Annotated in this window: 19 protein-coding genes and 2 pseudogenes; 8 read left to right on the top strand and 13 right to left on the bottom strand. The window is 38.8% G+C overall.

Annotated elements, in window-relative coordinates; all coding sequences use genetic code 11:
- A partial coding sequence (locus tag A194_RS17665; protein ID WP_040402442.1) for a hypothetical protein occupies positions 1-1,021 on the bottom strand: 1,021 nt, incomplete at its 3' end.
- 32 nt (positions 1,022-1,053) lie between these two features.
- The gene (locus tag A194_RS0106835) at positions 1,054-2,142 is read right to left on the bottom strand and encodes a hypothetical protein (protein WP_017186114.1); all 1,089 of its coding nucleotides are present in this window, start codon (positions 2,140-2,142) and stop codon (positions 1,054-1,056) included.
- A gap of 475 nt (positions 2,143-2,617) precedes the next feature.
- On the opposite strand from A194_RS0106835, the gene A194_RS0106830 reads away from it, so the two are divergent.
- Positions 2,618-4,144, top strand: coding sequence for a BCCT family transporter (locus tag A194_RS0106830; protein WP_017186113.1), 1,527 nt, complete (start codon positions 2,618-2,620; stop codon positions 4,142-4,144).
- Between the two features lie 53 nt (positions 4,145-4,197).
- Here the strand turns inward: A194_RS0106830 and A194_RS0106825 are convergent, their stop codons facing one another.
- The gene (locus A194_RS0106825) at positions 4,198-4,413 is read right to left on the bottom strand and encodes a DUF6366 family protein (RefSeq protein ID WP_029425041.1); all 216 of its coding nucleotides are present in this window, start codon (positions 4,411-4,413) and stop codon (positions 4,198-4,200) included.
- 93 nt (positions 4,414-4,506) lie between these two features.
- Complete coding sequence (locus A194_RS0106820; RefSeq protein WP_029425040.1) at positions 4,507-5,085, bottom strand: YusW family protein; 579 nt, start codon at positions 5,083-5,085, stop codon at positions 4,507-4,509.
- A gap of 169 nt (positions 5,086-5,254) precedes the next feature.
- Between A194_RS0106820 and A194_RS0106815 the strand changes: the two genes are divergently transcribed.
- A complete protein-coding gene (locus A194_RS0106815; RefSeq protein ID WP_017186111.1) occupies positions 5,255-5,578 on the top strand; it encodes a nucleoside triphosphate pyrophosphohydrolase in 324 nt (107 codons plus the stop codon).
- A gap of 29 nt (positions 5,579-5,607) precedes the next feature.
- Here A194_RS0106815 and A194_RS0106810 read toward each other — a convergent pair whose 3' ends face one another.
- Entirely contained in the window at positions 5,608-6,597 is a 990-nt protein-coding gene (locus A194_RS0106810; RefSeq protein ID WP_017186110.1) for an HNH endonuclease domain-containing protein, read from the bottom strand.
- A gap of 191 nt (positions 6,598-6,788) precedes the next feature.
- Between A194_RS0106810 and A194_RS17660 the strand changes: the two genes are divergently transcribed.
- A complete protein-coding gene (locus tag A194_RS17660; protein ID WP_017186109.1) occupies positions 6,789-7,007 on the top strand; it encodes a hypothetical protein in 219 nt (72 codons plus the stop codon).
- Between the two features lie 72 nt (positions 7,008-7,079).
- On the opposite strand, the gene A194_RS0106800 is transcribed toward A194_RS17660, so the two are convergent.
- A complete protein-coding gene (locus tag A194_RS0106800; protein ID WP_017186108.1) occupies positions 7,080-7,670 on the bottom strand; it encodes a histidine phosphatase family protein in 591 nt (196 codons plus the stop codon).
- Positions 7,671-8,001: 331 nt separating this feature from the next.
- On the opposite strand from A194_RS0106800, the gene A194_RS0106795 reads away from it, so the two are divergent.
- Positions 8,002-8,979 (top strand): M28 family peptidase, encoded by a 978-nt coding sequence (locus A194_RS0106795; RefSeq protein ID WP_017186107.1) that lies wholly within the window; start codon positions 8,002-8,004, stop codon positions 8,977-8,979.
- A 45-nt stretch (positions 8,980-9,024) separates the two neighbouring features.
- Here the strand turns inward: A194_RS0106795 and A194_RS0106790 are convergent, their stop codons facing one another.
- From A194_RS0106790 to A194_RS17655, 3 genes and pseudogenes are all read right to left on the bottom strand, one after another.
- Positions 9,025-9,597, bottom strand: a complete 573-nt coding sequence (locus A194_RS0106790) for a hypothetical protein (RefSeq protein WP_017186106.1) — start codon at positions 9,595-9,597, stop codon at positions 9,025-9,027.
- A 320-nt stretch (positions 9,598-9,917) separates the two neighbouring features.
- Entirely contained in the window at positions 9,918-10,394 is a 477-nt protein-coding gene (locus tag A194_RS0106785) for a PaaI family thioesterase (protein WP_017186105.1), read from the bottom strand.
- Positions 10,395-11,120: 726 nt separating this feature from the next.
- Positions 11,121-12,289 (bottom strand): annotated as a pseudogene (locus A194_RS17655) (aminotransferase class I/II-fold pyridoxal phosphate-dependent enzyme).
- A 104-nt stretch (positions 12,290-12,393) separates the two neighbouring features.
- Here A194_RS17655 and A194_RS0106770 point away from each other — a divergent pair.
- Positions 12,394-13,182, top strand: a complete 789-nt coding sequence (locus tag A194_RS0106770) for a carbon-nitrogen family hydrolase (protein WP_017186103.1) — start codon at positions 12,394-12,396, stop codon at positions 13,180-13,182.
- Positions 13,183-13,267: 85 nt separating this feature from the next.
- On the opposite strand, the gene A194_RS20240 is transcribed toward A194_RS0106770, so the two are convergent.
- Positions 13,268-13,426, bottom strand: a complete 159-nt coding sequence (locus A194_RS20240) for a hypothetical protein (RefSeq protein WP_017186102.1) — start codon at positions 13,424-13,426, stop codon at positions 13,268-13,270.
- Positions 13,427-13,860: 434 nt separating this feature from the next.
- Here A194_RS20240 and A194_RS0106760 point away from each other — a divergent pair, with 434 nt between their 5' ends.
- Positions 13,861-14,073, top strand: a complete 213-nt coding sequence (locus tag A194_RS0106760; RefSeq protein WP_017186101.1) for a hypothetical protein — start codon at positions 13,861-13,863, stop codon at positions 14,071-14,073.
- Between the two features lie 108 nt (positions 14,074-14,181).
- Complete coding sequence (locus A194_RS0106755; RefSeq protein ID WP_017186100.1) at positions 14,182-14,673, top strand: spore coat protein; 492 nt, start codon at positions 14,182-14,184, stop codon at positions 14,671-14,673.
- A gap of 92 nt (positions 14,674-14,765) precedes the next feature.
- On the opposite strand, the gene A194_RS17650 is transcribed toward A194_RS0106755, so the two are convergent.
- Both A194_RS17650 and A194_RS0106745 read right to left on the bottom strand, forming a co-directional pair.
- Positions 14,766-15,257 carry a chromate transporter gene (locus tag A194_RS17650; RefSeq protein ID WP_017186099.1) on the bottom strand — a complete coding sequence of 164 codons (492 nt, stop codon included), beginning with the start codon at positions 15,255-15,257 and terminating at the stop codon, positions 14,766-14,768.
- Positions 15,254-15,820 carry a chromate transporter gene (locus tag A194_RS0106745; protein ID WP_040402445.1) on the bottom strand — a complete coding sequence of 189 codons (567 nt, stop codon included), beginning with the start codon at positions 15,818-15,820 and terminating at the stop codon, positions 15,254-15,256. The genes A194_RS17650 and A194_RS0106745 overlap by 4 nt, the downstream gene beginning before the upstream one ends.
- A 135-nt stretch (positions 15,821-15,955) precedes the next feature.
- On the opposite strand from A194_RS0106745, the gene A194_RS0106740 reads away from it, so the two are divergent.
- Positions 15,956-16,405 (top strand): Lrp/AsnC family transcriptional regulator, encoded by a 450-nt coding sequence (locus tag A194_RS0106740; RefSeq protein ID WP_017186097.1) that lies wholly within the window; start codon positions 15,956-15,958, stop codon positions 16,403-16,405.
- A gap of 38 nt (positions 16,406-16,443) precedes the next feature.
- Here A194_RS0106740 and A194_RS17645 read toward each other — a convergent pair.
- Positions 16,444-18,056 (bottom strand): annotated as a pseudogene (locus A194_RS17645) (gamma-glutamyltransferase family protein).
- Positions 18,057-18,197 lie beyond the last annotated feature (141 nt).

The raw sequence follows: 18,197 nt of genomic DNA, 5'->3' as shown, positions 1-18,197 counted from the left end.
TGCCTTCAATATTGCCATGTACATACACACCAAGTCTTGTTTCCGTCACATTTCCTATGAATTGCAGAAGGAAAAATGGCAGAAAGCAAGTCATCAACGTAATGATAAAGATCTGTATACATGCAGCAAGAATCAGCGGGTAATAAAAAAAGATGTTTTGAGTCAGTATACTTTTCCCAATTAATACAAATTGACTGTTTTTCTTCTTTACTAACCGTAACGCAATTACATAGCTTATCAACACTAATATACTGAGAATAACACTGTAGATAAACATCGTGTTATTTCCAGTTCTAATACCAATAAAACTGCTTATAAGTAATGCAATCACAATGGGAACCAAGAGCAGTCTCGACCATTCTTTTAATTGCAATTTACGGATATGATTAGCTGACCAGCCAAGTTGTGCTAATAAAGCTTCATCCTTCTGTCTTGCTTTAAGCATTTGATGAAAAGTAAACAGGATAAATGTAAATGCAACGAAAAAGAAAAGAATCGTGATTAATAATTGCAAGGCATTCCAGCTATGCAGAATTTGATCGGCAGCACCTAGTGTTGTAAAAGGCTGAATCACCTGACCAATGCCCTCTACATCGACAGTCATTTCGGTTAAAGATGCTCCAGCGACAATATCTACCGTATAACCCTGTACTTCCCATTCATTGGCAAGCGACTCTACTAATTCTGCAGCAGCTTGGTCATATCCATCAATGCCCGCTACTCTGACACGAATTGCATCAATTGGTTCTTCTCCTTTCACCCTTTCAGCCCATTCCAGTGAAATTAATCCATGTGCAGGTGTTGTTATATAGCTACCTGCAATAGCAGATGGATGCAAAGTAACGGATTCATCACTTTTTAGGTAAGGTGTTTCGCCACCATAAATACCTAAAGGGGAAGATGCTAATTGGTTTTCATGTTCTGTAATCGAGTAGGTGCCATTTTCCACAAATGCAAAAAATTCATTATCGTTCAGCGGTCTATTTTCTTCATCTACCTCGTAAATCGCTTCCTCATGCATTTCTCGATAAATCGGTGCTTCATAATAATCATCTACCCTACTTGTTCCACTGCCAATGATCCATCTTCCCGTATATTATAGTCTACAGGCTCCAGATTAAATTTTATTTGTTGAGCAGTATAATGAGATACTTGACCATAATTAGGAATATCATCTGGATCACCAATAGATAAATTCCCATCTTCCGTTACATATAATACACCTTCAGAAAAAGGAAAATGATTGTCACTTGGATGCAGTTCTAACGTCTTAGGATTATGTAGTCTTTGAGGCAATAGATGTTCCTCAACTAATTCATCATATTCTTCAGGGAACTCTGCCATTGTTAACATTGGATTCCCTTCAACAGAATGATCGTAGATTTCCGTCAAATCCGCATCGGTCAATGGTTCTAATGCATCAACAGTAACTCGCATTTCCACAGGAACAGAAACATCAGATAGTGTCATGATGGATGCATATCCTTCTTCTCCTTCAGAATAACCAGTAGTAGGATCAAATGCCCTTTCTTCTAATGGAGAAAAATCATGTCCAATTAATTCCCCTTCTTCCACCGGGTCAACAGCAACAACTTGATGATATGAAACAGGAAAATTAAAAGTCGCAATTTCCTCTCCAAAATAAGCGCTGCTTACGTCAAAATCTGAACCAAATCTGAGGTGGGGTTCACCAAAATCATACATAAACGTCTTCTCTTGAGCGATATAATCTTGATTCCCGTCCGAAGTACTGTATTCCACTTCATAATAAACGGGGTCAACAGGATCCTTTTCCATCATCCATGTTCTGTCAAGAGCCGTAAACAGACCAATAGAGGCGACGGGGGCAGCAATTTCCACATCCGCATGATTTTTAATATCGGACCATTCTTCTAAACTGATACCGCCTTGTCCAACTCCTAAATAATTTTCCTCCACAAGATTTAGTTGACGTTCCAATTCCGTTCGAGCATCTTCAGGACGAACCAGAATATCATAACTACCTCTTGAGAAATCTGTAATATTTTGAGTCACTTCCTCATTCGCCTGTTTCATGATTGAAAAGCTGTAAGCCAGCGTACAAATGATAATTAGTAGTGCACCAGCTACTATAAATAAGATACGATTACTGTGCAAATTCATAATCTTCCACCACCATTATTAATAGATTCGAAGGCGTTAAATAAAATTGTACGCCATTATAAATCTCTACTTCTTCTTCACCTTGACTTCATCGTCACTTGCCACTTATCAAAAAAGAGCATAAAAACTACGACAAGATAAAACTAGTTTTTTAGATTCATTCATTTATATAAAAGATACATATTAATAAAAAATGTCAATAACAAGTTTTGTTAACAAAATGTGTAAGTAGTCTTAAACGAACTATATAATCCTTTCTGTCACAAGACACTAATAAAAACTGTAGTTGTTAACAGGACAATTATACAGATCATATCGACCCTCCTAAAAGTTTTACCACCACTCCTTTTCCTACTATTTTAACATAAATTTTCCATTTAAAAGTTGATGAAAATTAATCTCTTTTTCCAAAAGATGTTTTTGTAATAAAACTTTGTGAAATATATTAGTAGAGTCGTTTGAAAGGAAGATGCCAATGAAGTGGAGTGAGCAATTGAATCATTATATTGTCTTTATCGTCTCAGCAATTGTTGTGTTAGCTATTGTCGTTTGGGGTGTTGCCGCTCCAGAGGGGATGACATCCACAATGGAAGCTATGATGACGATGATGATTGAGCAGTTCGGTTGGTTTTACGTACTATCCACAGCCTTATTTGTAGGTTACTGTTTATTTTTAGGGTTTGGACCGTATCGTCATATGAAGTTAGGTCTTAAAGGTGAAAAGCCTGAGTATACATACTTCACTTGGTTAGGCATGTTATTTGCTGCAGGCATGGGGGTTGGTCTTGTGTTCTGGGGTGTGGGTGAGCCGTTATCCCATTTTCACGACCCACCAGAAGGTATTGAACCAGGAAGTCAAGAAGCAGCTAACTACGGGTTACTTTATGGTATTTTCCACTGGGGTGTTCACCCGTGGAGCATTTATGCCATCGTTGCTCTTGGACTAGCCTTCGCTAAATTCCGTAAAAATTTACCCGGGCTTATTAGCTCTGCTTTTTACAATGTCATTGGGGATCAAATCTATCGTTGGCCTGGTAAAACAATTGATATAATCGTTATTATCGCTACAACGGTAGGAATTGCGACATCATTTGGTATGAGTACCCTTCAAGTCGGCAGTGGTTTATCCCATGTATTCGGCATTGAAAGTGGTAACATGGTCTATTTAATGATTATCGCAACCGTGACGTTTATTTTCTTATTATCCGCGGTCACTGGTTTAAATAAAGGGATGCGCTATTTAAGTGTTTCTAACTTAGGCTTAGCAGGAATTCTTCTTCTCGCTGGTGTTGTGTTAGGGCCGACGATTTTTATCTTTGAACATTTAGTTCGAGCATTCGGTCAGTATGCTACAAGCCTACCAGAGCTAAGCTTTATGACAACACCTTATACTGATAACGAATGGATGGGAGACTGGACGTTATTCTACTGGGCTTGGGTCATTTCTTGGAGTCCATTTGTCGGAACTTTCATCGCGCGTGTGTCAAAAGGGCGCTCACTACAAGAATTTATCATTGGTGTTCTTTTTGTCCCAACAGTTATTACTATTTTATGGTTTGTCACTTTTGGCGGGACTGGGTTACATTTAGAGTTGAACAATGACTTAGGCATAGCTGAAACAACCGCAGAAACACCTGAAGTCGGGATGTTTTTAGTCCTTGAACATTTACCAGGAAGCTTACTGTTAAGTATCGGGGCGTTAATACTGATTACGATTTTCTTTATTACGTCAGCCAACTCAGCAACCTATGTTCTCGGTGTATTCTCATCGGAAGGTGACTTAAAGCCGAAAAGCTCAACTTTAATCGTTTGGGGACTGCTTATTTCATCCATTGCGACAGTCTTGCTTCTAAGCGGTGGTTTAGAAGGATTACAAGCAACAGCAACAATCACTGCTTTCCCGTTTACCTTTTTAATGATTCTATTAATGTATGCGATCTATAAATCTTTAAAACGTGAGGGGCTTGAGAAGCATAAGGTAGAACAAAAAGAAGACTGGTAAACGTAACAAAAGCTCTTGGATCTATTCCAAGAGCTTCATTTAGTCGCTCACTTCTAATTGAAAAACAACGCATATACGAAAAATGCTACAACAAGAACAATGATTAATATTCCAGTCCCTTTCCAACCAAAACCATTTGCTAAGTCAGCCGCACTACCGTGACTAGCTCGGTTTAACGAATCGCTAATATTGCCACCTGGGTTATTCCTCAACTCTTCTTGCCTCATTCTTTCTTGGCGTTCTTCTGGAGATTCTTGATTACGACTAATATGATCACCCCTATAACTATTATTCTATAGAGGAGAGTAGTATTCCTTCAACAAAAAACACGCGAATTCAAAAGAACTCACGTGTTAGAACGATTAATAATCTTCTTCAATTTGCAAAGTCTCTCCATCTTCAAACTCGACATCCAACTCTATTTCTTTAACTTCACCTTCCATTATTTCAAGGTGGTCATAAATTCTTTGGAACACTTCATCTTTAGACATATTCGGTGAAAACTGAACCGCTTCAAACATGTCTTCAATTTCTTCTATTGCCTGTTGCCCATCACGATCAGACTCTTGACCGTTATCTACTTCAACTTCTGCTTCTTTATCTCCATTGTCATTAAGCTCATATTCAAAGCTCCATTCACCGCCATTTTCAAACTCAATCTCTAATTCAAACTCGTCAATCCCATAATTACGTCCTTCTTCTGCCTCTTCTTCCATTTCCTCAGATTCTTCATGTAGTTCCTCATCTTGATCCTCTAGCCCAGTACCCTCTTCATCATCACGGTTCTGTGACTCATTTGTATCTTCTCCAGCTTCCATATCACCTTCCTGATCTTCAGGAGCAGGATCTTCCATTCCTAAGTCGTCATCAGGCTCATCAGCAGCTCCACAAGCTGCTATGACTAACATCGAACTCATCAACAATGTCATCAATAACTTCATCTAAACACACTCCTTGTTGTCTCATTTTATTGCCACAATATTTACTTACCCAATTATTCGCATTTTTATGCTCTTTCATAGGGTTATTTTTCCAAAATAGGAATAAAGTCTAGATATGAAATTGAAGCTGTCAGATAAATTGATTACAATGGAGGAAAGGAGTGAAATTATGCCAACATATAACAAACTTGTTAGAGATAAAATTCCTCAAATAATTGAAGCAACTGGTAAGAGTTATACAACCGAAACATTATCAGAAGAAAAATACATAAAAGAGTTAAAAACGAAACTCGGTGAAGAACTTGATGAATACTTACAAACCAATGATGATAATGAAGCGTTAGAAGAATTAGCAGATGTTTTAGAGTTAATCCACAGCCTTACAAAAGTTCACGGTTCAACTTATGAAGGGTTAGAGAGCATTAGACAAGAAAAATCTAAAGAACGTGGTGGATTTAATGAGAGAATCTATTTAAAAGAGGTTGAGGATTAAAAAATAGCCTAGGAATAAACCCTAAGCTATTATTTTGGTAACCAAATGTCATCAAAGCCATTTTTTATCGAGTAATCATAAAGAAGTATAATTTTTTGCTTATGATAATTCCTAAGTAACAAAGCTGAATCATCTTCTGCACTTTTCTTCAAATGGTCATTTCGATTTATAATTGTTTCTAAATAACCTCGTTCTGGAAGCTTATCGCTCTTAGAACTATTACAAGCTCCACAAGCCATAACTAGATTCCATATTTGATCAGACTGGACAAAAGACCAAGGGATAAAATGATCAACATGACTACTACGGTTACTTTTAGTTAAGTCTTTCCCACAATAAAAACACTCGGCTTCAAAATAACTTAACAAGATACGTTCGAAAGGTTTTAAGGTACCTCTCTTAGCAATACTTTCAACTTTTTCTAGTAAGTATTGAGTAGATGGGTAATCATTCAATTCTTCTACCATTTTGGCCATATGATAGTTTGTAAGGTTAACTAATAACCTTTGATATTTCATCATGAACTCACGCACAGCAGGGTGGAATCTAAAATACTCTCTTTTGTGATCAAACTCATAAAATAACCCTTTGGTATCTCCCCATAAAGCACCAAACACATTTTCTTTCATCACGCTTTTAACCTTTGAAACTAGTTTTAGCTGCAGTTTGTGATTAATTTTATCGAAACTAAAGTCCTTTGGAATGCTATGTTCACTCTGAAACTTTTTCATTTCAGTTACGACTCTAGCATTTTTGGGACCTCTATTCTGTTTAACTAGGTCGTGATGAATAATTAAATTCCAATATATTTTAGCGAAAGCGTAGGCTAGCTGATCGTATCCTAATTCGATGTTATCATTTACTTGATATAAGTTTTCTATTAATGATTTAATTAATGCATATTTATATGTAGATGATTTAGCTGACTTATTTGATAGAACATTGGTATATACACGCCATATATCCTCATCTGTTAAGTAGCTTTCTTTCAATTCTCCAACTTTTAACTTGTGTCCCAACTAAAGCACCACCAAACCCAGTAAATGTAAAGTTTGTTTTCTCCTTTATCATAACATATAAAGATATAGCACCAATAATTGAACTGTTTCGCATTAAACACAAAGTTACTAGGTCGAACACCTCAAAAAGGAATTCCCCAAACTTTGTCGTAATAGTATAGAGTATACGTCTTTAGTTGGAGGGGTTTTGTATGGCATCGAGACAGCTGATCATTCCAGGTGGTTTGTTGCTAGGGATGGGAATCGGGATGCTTTTTGGTGAGACTGGTGCTGGTATGTTTATCGGGATTGGTTTAGGGATGTTAATTAGTGTTTTGTTAACGTTTTCGAAAGGGTCCAGTGAACGTAACCTCGAAAAGCGGGTTGCTGAGTTAGAAGAGAAGCTAAAAGATGAAGAAGAGGCTAGTTAACAAGAATATACGAATTATGAATTATGAATTGGGTCTACGTTACTTTTAACGTAGACCCATTATTTTCTCAACTTACAAATGAACTTGAGAGTTAGAAAACTTAATGATATTTTTACCGTCCTTAAATTGCCATAGGTGAACGCCTGTATCACCTGTATGTAAGGTTACATTCGTATCCATTGGTAAGTTCAAAAAGCTTTGAAATAGCATATTGATTGTGCCGCCATGCGCAACTATGGCTATTCTCTCCGCTTCTGCTTCCATTAATTTTGACCAAAATATTTCAACTCTTGCTCTGAAATTGATCATTGATTCACAGTTATAAAATTCATCGTGACGTTTGCGCCCCTCTTTAGGAAGAGGGTATTTTTCTTTGGCTTCGGATTTTAACTCGCCAGCTAACTCCCCGTTATTCCATTCCATTAATGCACGATCTTGCTCGACCGAGATGCCAACACGTTCAGCAATGGACTCAGCAGTCAGCAAAGCTCGCTTTAATGGACTTGAAATAATATGGTCGATTTCGTAATGGGAGCTCATCCATGTGGCAAGTTTCTCAGCTTGCTCTTTCCCTAAATCAGTTAATGGAAAGTCTGCTCGCCCTTCATGTCTATTTTCAATGTCTGCTACTGACTGGCCGTGCCTTACAATAAGTAGTTCCATTCCCCCCACCCCCTTATTTTATTGTATAAGAATGGGGGGAGAACATCCAGCTCTCATTTCACAGTTTTTCAAATGAACAACTAAATACTTCTAACCAATACTTTAGACTAGATTGAACATTGCCGAATTACATCTCAACCTCTCTCTTACATAGAATCAATAGATTTAGCATGATTTATGAGTTTTGAAATAATGAGGAACTAAGCACTATTTACATTCTATTCAAAAAATCTAATAATAAATTATAAGTTGTTTTTAGAAAATTACAAAAACAACAATCACCCCCTTAGATTGAACCTCATAGATTTATAAAATTGGAGAGGAGAATTCTATGAAACGTAAGTTGATCTACTTTTTATCTGTACTACTTGTTCTCACGATGGTCCCAATGACAGGGGTTGCCGGTGAAGAGGACAACCCTGGAAAGCAGGCTTTTGACAATCGTATTGTTAAACAGATTGATGTCGACCGAATTTATGATCATGTGTATCATCTATCAGAAAATATTGGGCCTAGAGTGGCTGGGACAGAAGGTGAATTAGAAACTGTCGATTATTTAGTGGACGAGTTTGAAAGTTATGGTTATGAAAATGTAGAAGTACAGCCTTTTGATACGTTAGGTTTCACTTCGTACAACGTCATAGCGACTAAAGAGCCTAACAATCGTAACCAAGACTCTGGGCAAAAGTTAATCGTCGGTGCTCACCATGACACAGTTCCAGACTCACCAGGTGCAAATGATGATGCTTCTGGTACTGGTGCACTATTAGAGTTAGCACGTGTTATGGCGAATGCACCAGTTGATACGGAAATTCGCTTCGTCGCTTTCGGTGCTGAAGAATGGGGCTTAGTCGGGTCTCGCTACTACGCTGAAAACATGACTGAAGAAGAAGTTGAAGACACTGTTGGTATGTTCCAATTAGATATGATTGGTAGTGCTGATGCGGGTGACTTAACGATGTTTACTGTTGATGGTAATCAAAATACTGTAACAGATCTTGCTGCTTCTGCAGGTGCTCGCGTTTCACATAATGACATTCCTCCTTTTAGTATGCTCGGTCGCAGTGACCACGTGCCATTTTACGAGAGAGGGATTCCAGCTGCGCTATTCATTCATACACCTTTAGAGCCTTGGTATCACACACCTGAGGATACAATTGAATACATTAGCAAGGAAAAGTTAGAAGATGTAACTAAAATCGTTGGTGCAGCGGTATATCATGCAGCTAGACCTGATACACCTGCACTAGAACGCTCTAATGTTGCTCCACAACCTGTCGATTACTACTATGAACAACCTGAACTATAATTAAATTACGAAAGCAGTCCTACCTTTATGATAGGACTGCTTTTGTTAGCTTAATGAAGTAGCTTTATTTCTCGCTTTTAACATTGCTCTTACAAACCAATACGTCGAAAAAGCAATTACTATATCAATTAGAAAGAGATAAAAGTAGTGGAACCCACCACCCATATATGTGATACCAAACATTATTTCTAACGATCCGACTCCAAATGCGAAGGTTGCACTTAATACAACTGCCCAAATATAATAATTTTTACCATGATTCGTACAGTATTGGTAGACGAGCATAAAGGCCACGGGCATTGCTGAGGCCACCATCGTAAAAGCTGATGGTAACACCGTTGTAATAAAGTACAAAGTTCTAAAATACACTTGTGATTCTAAGTAGTTGCTCGAGTAATTCCAAAGCATATGAATCGCAAGGCCAAAAAACAAGATCTCAAACATTCGCGTGCGATCAATAGCAAAATACAAAATAATTAAAGGTAAAATAAGCAAAATGATATTAAGCCAAAACTGCCATGTATCCCATGATGAATACTCATGCCAGTAACTATCTGTTAGTTGACTCAGCCGTTCGGTCAGCTCGAAAATCCGATTCCAATACTCTTCAAACGTCACAAAAATTAACCCCCGAACTTGTAAAAATTTCTACTACTTAATATTAGTTAAAGTAGAACTTTTATACATGTCGAAGGTATAATTTATTTGGTTATTAATTGTTTCTGTTCGGTAATTATCTGCTCTGTTCGGTATTAATCACCGCCTATTCGGTAATTATACGCTCTATCCGGTATTAAACACCGCCTATTCGGTAATTATTCTCTCTATCCGGTATTAAACACCGCCTATTCGGTAATTATTCTTTCTATTCGGTACTAATCACTGCTTATTCGGTAATTATTCCTTCTATTCGGTAATTATCCCAACTCGCCCATCACCTAAGCGCCAAACCCCTCTGGCATCACGGCTGCGACGACAAGTCCTTTTGCCACAAGCTCTTCTCCAGCGTACACTTCTGTATGCACGTTGAATTTTTTCGGATGAACTTCTTCAACTTGTCCTGTCGCTCGTAGTTCCACATGTTGAAGTGTTGGCTTTAAGTATTGGACTTCAAGTTTTGCCGTGACAAACCGCGGTGGCTCAACACCGTCCTCTGGCTCGTGGCCATTTTTACGATGCAAAGCTAAGGAGGCTGAACCTGTGCCATGACAGTCAATAAGTGATGCTAACAAGCCGCCGTAAACGAATCCTGGGATGGCAGTATGTTCTGGTTCGGGTTTATAAAGTGTTAATGTCTCTTCGCCATTCCACCCTGTACGAAATCCGTGGCCCAATTTATTATTGCGACCACAACCGTAGCAATGTGCGAGATCTTCTGCATAATAGTCTTGTATAGCGTGTTTAATTATTTCCATAAAGCATCCCCTTCCCAAACTTGATTATTCGAAATTTAAATAAATTATAACTATAGTGAAATTATTTATAAGGAGAGGTTGAATGAAAAGGTTTATCTTATCAGTCATTATTACTATTCTTTTTGTACCTCATCATTTACGCCATTCATTACTTTACTGACTTCCATCTTATGAGTATTGCTTTTGTCGTTGGTATTGCTTCTTGTGTTTTTACTTACAGTGGATCAACACACCGCTTTCAACGAAGGTCTTTGATGTTGCAACAAGAGGTAGTGCGGCCAAGCAACAAATGGACGACAACTTTGTTATTTCACCATCTTTCCTTGGTTCAATCTTAACACTATTATCTTCATTTATTGTTTTATTCATTTAAAGTTCGCCAATAACAGCGAGCTTTTTTAATAAAATTTTCAAGGTGAAAGGAATGCATCAATATGGAGTGAATGAATTCTTCAATTTGTTTTTATACTTTTCCAACCTTTTTATCTTTTTAAAAGTAAGAAAAGAACAGATAACAGTAATGATTAGCATCCATTCGTGTTCTTCCCCGCGGTTATCAATGATAGTGTTTTTATTCATTCCATTCAAAATAACTACCTCCTTTCTTGAATGACTCATAAATAGTTTATGCTATTGTATTATCTCTCTTATGATTAACGATTAGCTTTTACTCACTGCACATATCTGTTACACTTCCTGAAATGATCAGTCAGTAGTCGTTACTTATTAGAACACTCCTAACCGCCCAACACGCTCCATCGCCTCTTCTAAACGCTCTGGCTCATCGAGTAAACCAATCCTTACATAGCCTTCCCCTGTTTCGCCAAAACCTTTACCTGGTGCGACAACGACGTGCGCTTCGTTCAATAGAAGGTCCGCAAATTCCTCTGACGTATAACCATCAGGCACTTTGAACCAAGCGAAAAAGGTTCCTTTAGGGGCCGTCACATCCCAACCAATGGATTGTGCTGCTCTCACTAATGCGTTTCGCCTCGTTTCATATGTCTCAACTAACTCATTTACTGCAGACTGATTACCTAACAATGCCTCTGCTGCCGCTTCTTGTACCGCGCCAAATAAACTGACATACAAATGATCTTGAATTAAATTTAAGCTGTCAATCACTGACGGATTCCCGACTGCAAAGCCAACACGCCATCCAGCCATGTTGTACGTTTTGGACAATGTATACATTTCAATGCCGACGTCTTTTGCCCTTTCTGATTCAAGGAAGCTAGTCGGCTTCTTACCATCAAATCCAATCGCCCCATATGCAAAGTCATGGACGACACAAATGTTATGCTTTTTTGCCACATTGACTGTCTCGTCAAAAAATTCTCGTGTTGCGACTGCTGATGTTGGGTTATTCGGGTAATTTAAAAACATTAATTTCGATAAATTAAGCGCTTCATCACTAATTGCATCATAATCTGGTAGAAAGTGATTCTTTTCTAAAAGCGGGAAAAAGTGAGGCTTGGCATCAGCTAATGCGATTCCTGACATATAGTCCGGGTACCCTGGGTCAGGTAGCAATGCCGAATCACCTGCATTTAATAAGCATTGACTAATCTCACTAAACCTGTCTTCGCACCAAATAAAACAGCTACTTCTGTCTCAGGGTCAACGTCAACACCGTATTCGCGCTCATAAAATTTTGCAACCGCTTCTTTTAAAAACGAATGCCCGCGAAAAGGTGAGTATTTATGATAATCAGGATTTCCTGCTGCTTGTTGCACCGCTTTAACAATGTTATCAGGTGTAGGTTGATCAGGATTTCCTTGCCCTAAGTTAATCACATCATGCCCTTCACGTTTTAACGCCTGCGTTTTACCAACTAAACTAGCAAAAAACTGCTCAGGCAGGCGCTTCAACGCTTCTGACTGTTCAAATCGCATCTTTCGTCCTCCTTACCGAATTCACTCATTACTTTGAAGGTTATATGCTTTTTCATCTTTTGTAAAGACAGAAAATTCTAAATAGATTGATCGGAGGTGCTTTCATGCAAGTTGCTTTATTACAGCTTGATTTAGCTTTTGGTGATGTTGAAGCAAATAAGGGGAAAATCTTCCACATGCTTCATAAAATCCCTGAGGACACTGATATCATTGTTTTGCCAGAGCTTTGGAATACTTGTTATGACTTAAGGCGGCTTGATCAGCTAGCTGATTACAATGGTTGGGATTCTCGTGCTTTTTTAAGCCATTTAGCCAACCGACACGAGGCGGCTATAGTTGGTGGTTCTGTTGCAAAAGTTGGCGAGCAAGGGTTTACGAATACGATGTACATTTACAATAAGAAAGGTCATTTCATTAAAGAGTATAACAAGGCTCACCTTATTCCACTGATGCATGAACAAAAATATTTTAAAGCTGGCGATCGTGATGGATTATTTGAAGTAGGCGGCATTACAAGTGCTGGGCTCATTTGTTATGATTTAAGATTTCCTGAATGGGTGCGCTGGCATGCGGTTCAAGGAGCTAAAGTCATTTACATTGTCGCTCAATGGCCTAAAGCACGTATTAACCATTGGCGTACGTTAATTCAAGCTCGGGCGATTGAAAACCAGTGTTTCGTTGTGGCGTGTAATCGTGTAGGGGATGATCCGAATTTTTCATTTGGCGGTCATTCAATGGTTGTCGACCCAATGGGAGAAGTGATTGTTGATGGCAGTGATGAAGAAGATATTTTAACAGCAACTTTAGACCTGGATCAAGTTGCTAAAGCGCGCAATTTAATACCTGTTTATAACGATTTAAGACATGACCTTTATGACCTTCGTTTGAAATAAAAAATATGCCGGTCAGTGCGTACACTAACCGGCTTAGGCGTTTCATCTATATAAATAGTATGAACTGAATATCTATCTAACTAAATTAACGGTGTGCTAGATCCATTTCAGCTTCAGCTTGAACTGGTTCTAGGCGTAGATTGGATTTCTTCTTCTTGATGCGCGTCACAATGCTGTCGACAAAATAAACTGTCGCCAAAAAGAAAAACACAATCGTTGAAACAAGAATTAAAGATGTTGTCATAACCATCTACCCCTTTCCAGTAAATTTTACTGTTTAACAGTATTTCCTACTATATAGTACCACATTTTATTCTAATTTCAAGTTATAAGTGTCATTCTTTCAAAAACTTTTAAATCCTTATAAATGCTATCAAATGCTCGTAATTTGCATTAAGTGTCAAGAATGCGCTCTTAACGGCATTGTAAGCGCTTCCTAATTACGTTAATCACTTTATTTTAGGCAAAATTCGCGTTTTTTCCTTTAATTTATCCCACTTAATTTTGTACAAGCTCCAAAAAAGGGCTACTTAAAAACAGTTTGTTTTACTTCCATAAGATTGGTGCCCCTTCGTTTCTCTTTAAAAACTCATAATGTAAATGTGAGAAGGTAGGATTATAGTTTTAAAGAACAACTCCTACCAGCAATATATTAATTCATTAACGGAGGTGACGGGTATGAGTGATCAAAACAATAAAATGCCAGAAGATTTACAAGTAGTATCCAATAAAGTGATTGAACTACTAGTAGATACAACATTTAAAAAACACGGCGTGAACCCACAAGAAGCACAAGTAGACGATGAAACTAGAAGTCAATTGAAAGAGTTAGTAGAAGACCTACAAAAGTCGGTTGAATCGCTTAAAAATCAAAATAATGAAGATAATTGATGAATTCTACTAAGCCTATCTGTTAGTAAAATAATGGATTGGCCTTTCCTATCAACTAACTATTTTCATATGTAAGTAGTGTAGGAAATAATAGAGGAGGGAAATAGAATGGCAAGGAAGCAATACTTTGCATCAACACCTGGTGCATATAACAATGTTCAAACAAACCAAGGGGCGCGTGCTCCAAGAAGATTTAATGCACTTGACCCTAAATCTTGTCACCCATTTGATGAAGACACTCAACAAGCCAATCAGTCTATTAAAACGACTCAGCAATCTTTTGAGTCAATCGTCGTCAAAGATTCATGTGACGTTGAAGTTACAACAACTAACACACAAGCTGCTGTTAACGTTCAAATCGGACTACAAGCAGCAATTGCGCTGATCATTAGTATTTCAGTGGCTGATAGTGACCGTGCTGAAGAAATAACACAAGACTTATATGAAAAGATTAAAACAACGCAAATTAACCACCAGCAGACGTATATTGAAAACTCTCGTGGCGTACAAGTGACAACAACGGATACAGATATTGCTGTTAACGCACAAATCTTATTACAAGTATTACTTGCAATTGTTGCACGATTAAACATCCTTTAATAAGGAAAACCCCACCTATTTATGCAAAAGTCATAAATAGGTGGGGTTATTTTATGATAAGATCACCGCTCCATAAGTTAGAGCGCCAATGATCACGTAAGCCGGTGGATACTCCACTTCTCTAGCGCTAAAAAGCTTAACGTAACTAAGATAATCGTTTGAACTAACCCTGCTCCTTCATATGATGTAGCGAAAAATTGATAAGCTAAAACAGCTAACAAAATCGCAATCGCCGGACGGATCAGTGCTGTCATGTGTTTTACTTTCGGTGAATTTTTAAACTTTATTAATAGCTTTAATAAGACGATCATCGCTATTAAAGATGGAATGACTGTCGCTGAAATCGCAACAGTTGCGCCAATAACACCACCGACTTCATAACCAATATAACCAGCCATTTTCGTCGCAATTGGTCCAGGAAGTGCATTACCTAATGCGAGCACTTCACCGAATTCTTGCGTCGTCATCCACTCAAAACGTTGAACGACTTCATATTCAATAAGTGGAATGGACGCAGGTCCACCACCATATCCGACAATACCTGGAATGAAAAAAGCAATAAATAAATGCCAATACTCAATCATGCTGCTTCACCCTCCTTTTTCGAAGGGGATTTTTTCAATAAGGCATATAGTATAAGAGCACCGATTAAAATAGCTGGGTGTAAATTAAATAGTTCAAACGTTATTAAACTGACAACACCTAGCGCAATTGCCACTGGCCAACCGAGATCGCGCTTAGAGTTACGTAAAAAATTATAGGCTAACATAAATAACATGACGCCTACAACTGGCGCAATAGCACTCGTCATCCCCTGTACTACTGCATGTTCACGATAATTAATTAACACACTAATAAGTGCAATCATAATAATCACAGTCGGTAAAATAGTGGCGGCTAGTGCGGTGAGAAGGCCCGTTTTACCTCCTACACGGTAGCCGATATAACCAGCCATTTTCGTCATAATCGGCCCAGGTAGTGTATTGCCGATAGCTAATACATCAGAGAACTCTTCATCATCCATCCAGCCGTAAGTTTCGACGACTTCTTTATGCACTAAAGGGATCGTTGCTGGCCCGCCGCCATAACCTAGCATACCGGCACGGAAGAAGCTTATAAATATGTCTTTCTGTAAAGGAAAATCCAATGTTGTCACCCTTTCTGTCCTTCCACGCTTAAGTGTCACTTCAAATTCACTAAATTTTCGACAGTTAATATGACATTTTGACTACTTTCTTTTATAATGAAACTAGAAATCAAATCTCATAAGCGTGGTGTCTTGATGAAATTAACGGATACGGATTTTAAGATTTTAAATATTTTAAGCGAACAAGGACGTATGTCTTACGTTGACTTAGCTAAAGAGCTTGGTCTATCCCGTGTAGCTGTACGCGATCGAATTAATCAAATGCAAGAAGCTGGTGTCATTGAGAAGTTCAGCGTCGTCATTAACTCAGAACAAGTTGGTAAGGGCGTATCAGCATTTTTCAACGTTGATTGTGAGCCGAACTCACTTATTCATGTTGCTGAAAAGTTGGCCGAGCATCCTAGTGTAGCAAGCTGTTACCAAATGACAGGCCCAAGCACTCTACATACACACGTATTAGTAGAAGACTTCCATGCATTAGAAAAATTTATTAACGAAGAACTGTATGCTTTAGACGGCATTACGCGTGTGGAAAGCCACATTTTACTCCGCCGCTTCAAAAGCAGAACAGGACTTAAACTTTAAAAATCAGGCTGAGAGATCAGCCTGGTTTTTTAAATTCATTACCAAGCTGCGACTTCACCGTCAGTTCGCGGTTCCGTACCTCCGCATAGTACGCCTGTTTCAGGATCGCGCCAAATAATTTGTCCACGACCGAATTCGTTCGGATAAAGGGTGCGCTGAATGTGATGACCTTTTCGCTGTAACGCTTGAGCGATATGGTCAGGGAATGTTGGTTCAACTTTAACGACTTTATCTTGAACCCACTGCCACCTTGGTGCATCGAGTGCTGCTTGTGGATTTAAATGAAAGTCGACTGTATTCATGACGACTTGTGCATGGCCTTGTGGTTGCATAAATCCGCCCATAACACCAAATGGTCCAACTGGCTGATCACCTTTTGATAAAAATCCAGGAATAATCGTATGGAACGTCTGCTTCCCTGGCCTTAGCACATTCGCATGGTTTTCATCAAACGAGAACGTATGACCTCGGTTTTGCATCGCAATGCCTGTCCCAGGTACGACAACACCTGAACCGAAGCCCATATAGTTACTTTGAATGAACGAGACCATGTTACCTTCTTCATCTGCAGTTGATAAGTAAACTGTACCACCACGCGGCGGCTCACCTGGTTTTGGCTTCAATGCTTCATCACCAATTAACGCTCGGCGCTGTTCAGCATACTCATCTGATAATAAGTCTTCAACCGACACATTCATATGGTCTTCTTGCGTGATGTACTCTAATCCATCTGTAAACGCAAGCTTCATCGCTTCAATTTGTTTATGATAAGTATCGACGTTTTCACGATCAGTAAACTCATAACCTTCTAACATGTTTAACGCCATAAGTGCGATTAATCCTTGTCCATTCGGCGGGATCTCCCACACGTCATAACCACGATAGTTCACTTTAATCGGATCGACCCACTCAGGCTTATACTCTGCTAAATCTCCTTTTGTTAAATAACCATCATGCTCCTTGAAAAAGGCATCAATTTCATCAGCTAATTGACCGCGGTAAAATGACTCTGCTTTTGTCTCGGCGATTTCACGTAGTGTACGCGCATGATCTGGCGACTTCCACATTTCACCGACTTCAGGCGAACGACCATCAGGTGCAAATGTGTTAAACCAATTTTGGAAAATGTCATCTTTAAATGTTTCTTTAAACTTGTTGTATGCCGATTTCCAGTGGAACGCTAACGTTGGCGATAGCGGATAACCTTCTTCAGCATACTCAATTGCAGGTGCTAATACATCTGTTAGTGGAAGTTTTCCAAAACGCTCAGAAAGCTCAGCCCATGCCGCCGGTGTACCTGGCACTGTCACAGGCACCTTACCGAAAGTCGGCATCTCTTCATAACCTGCTTCTTTTAGTTTTTCCACAGAAATATTTTGAGGTGCATAACCACTGCCATTTAGACCGTGAACCTTTCCATCAACCCAAACAAGCGCAAACGCATCAGAACCAATACCATTCGAAGTCGGCTCTAACACCGTTAAAGCAGCAGCCGTCGCGATCGCTGCATCAATCGCATTACCACCTTGTTTCATAATATCTAAACCAGCCTGCGCCGCTAGTGGCTGAGACGTCGCACCATACCTTTTTTACCGTATACAACATTTCGACGCGAAGCATAAGGATAATTTAAAGCATCATAACTTACCATCTTGTCCCCTTCTCCCTTCCTATCGCTAACATTAATTAAACATTTTTAATAATCCTACCACATTTAGTAAAGTTATTCGATAGTATTTGAACAAAAATTGTGTGAAGTCTGAATTTTTCTGAGCGCTGATAAAACCGAGGT

This window comes from Alkalibacillus haloalkaliphilus C5 (assembly GCF_000269905.1).
Classification (GTDB): domain Bacteria; phylum Bacillota; class Bacilli; order Bacillales; family Alkalibacillaceae; genus Alkalibacillus; species Alkalibacillus haloalkaliphilus_A.
Note: the sequence above shows the minus strand (reverse complement) of the source record. Positions and strands in the feature narration are given on the sequence as shown.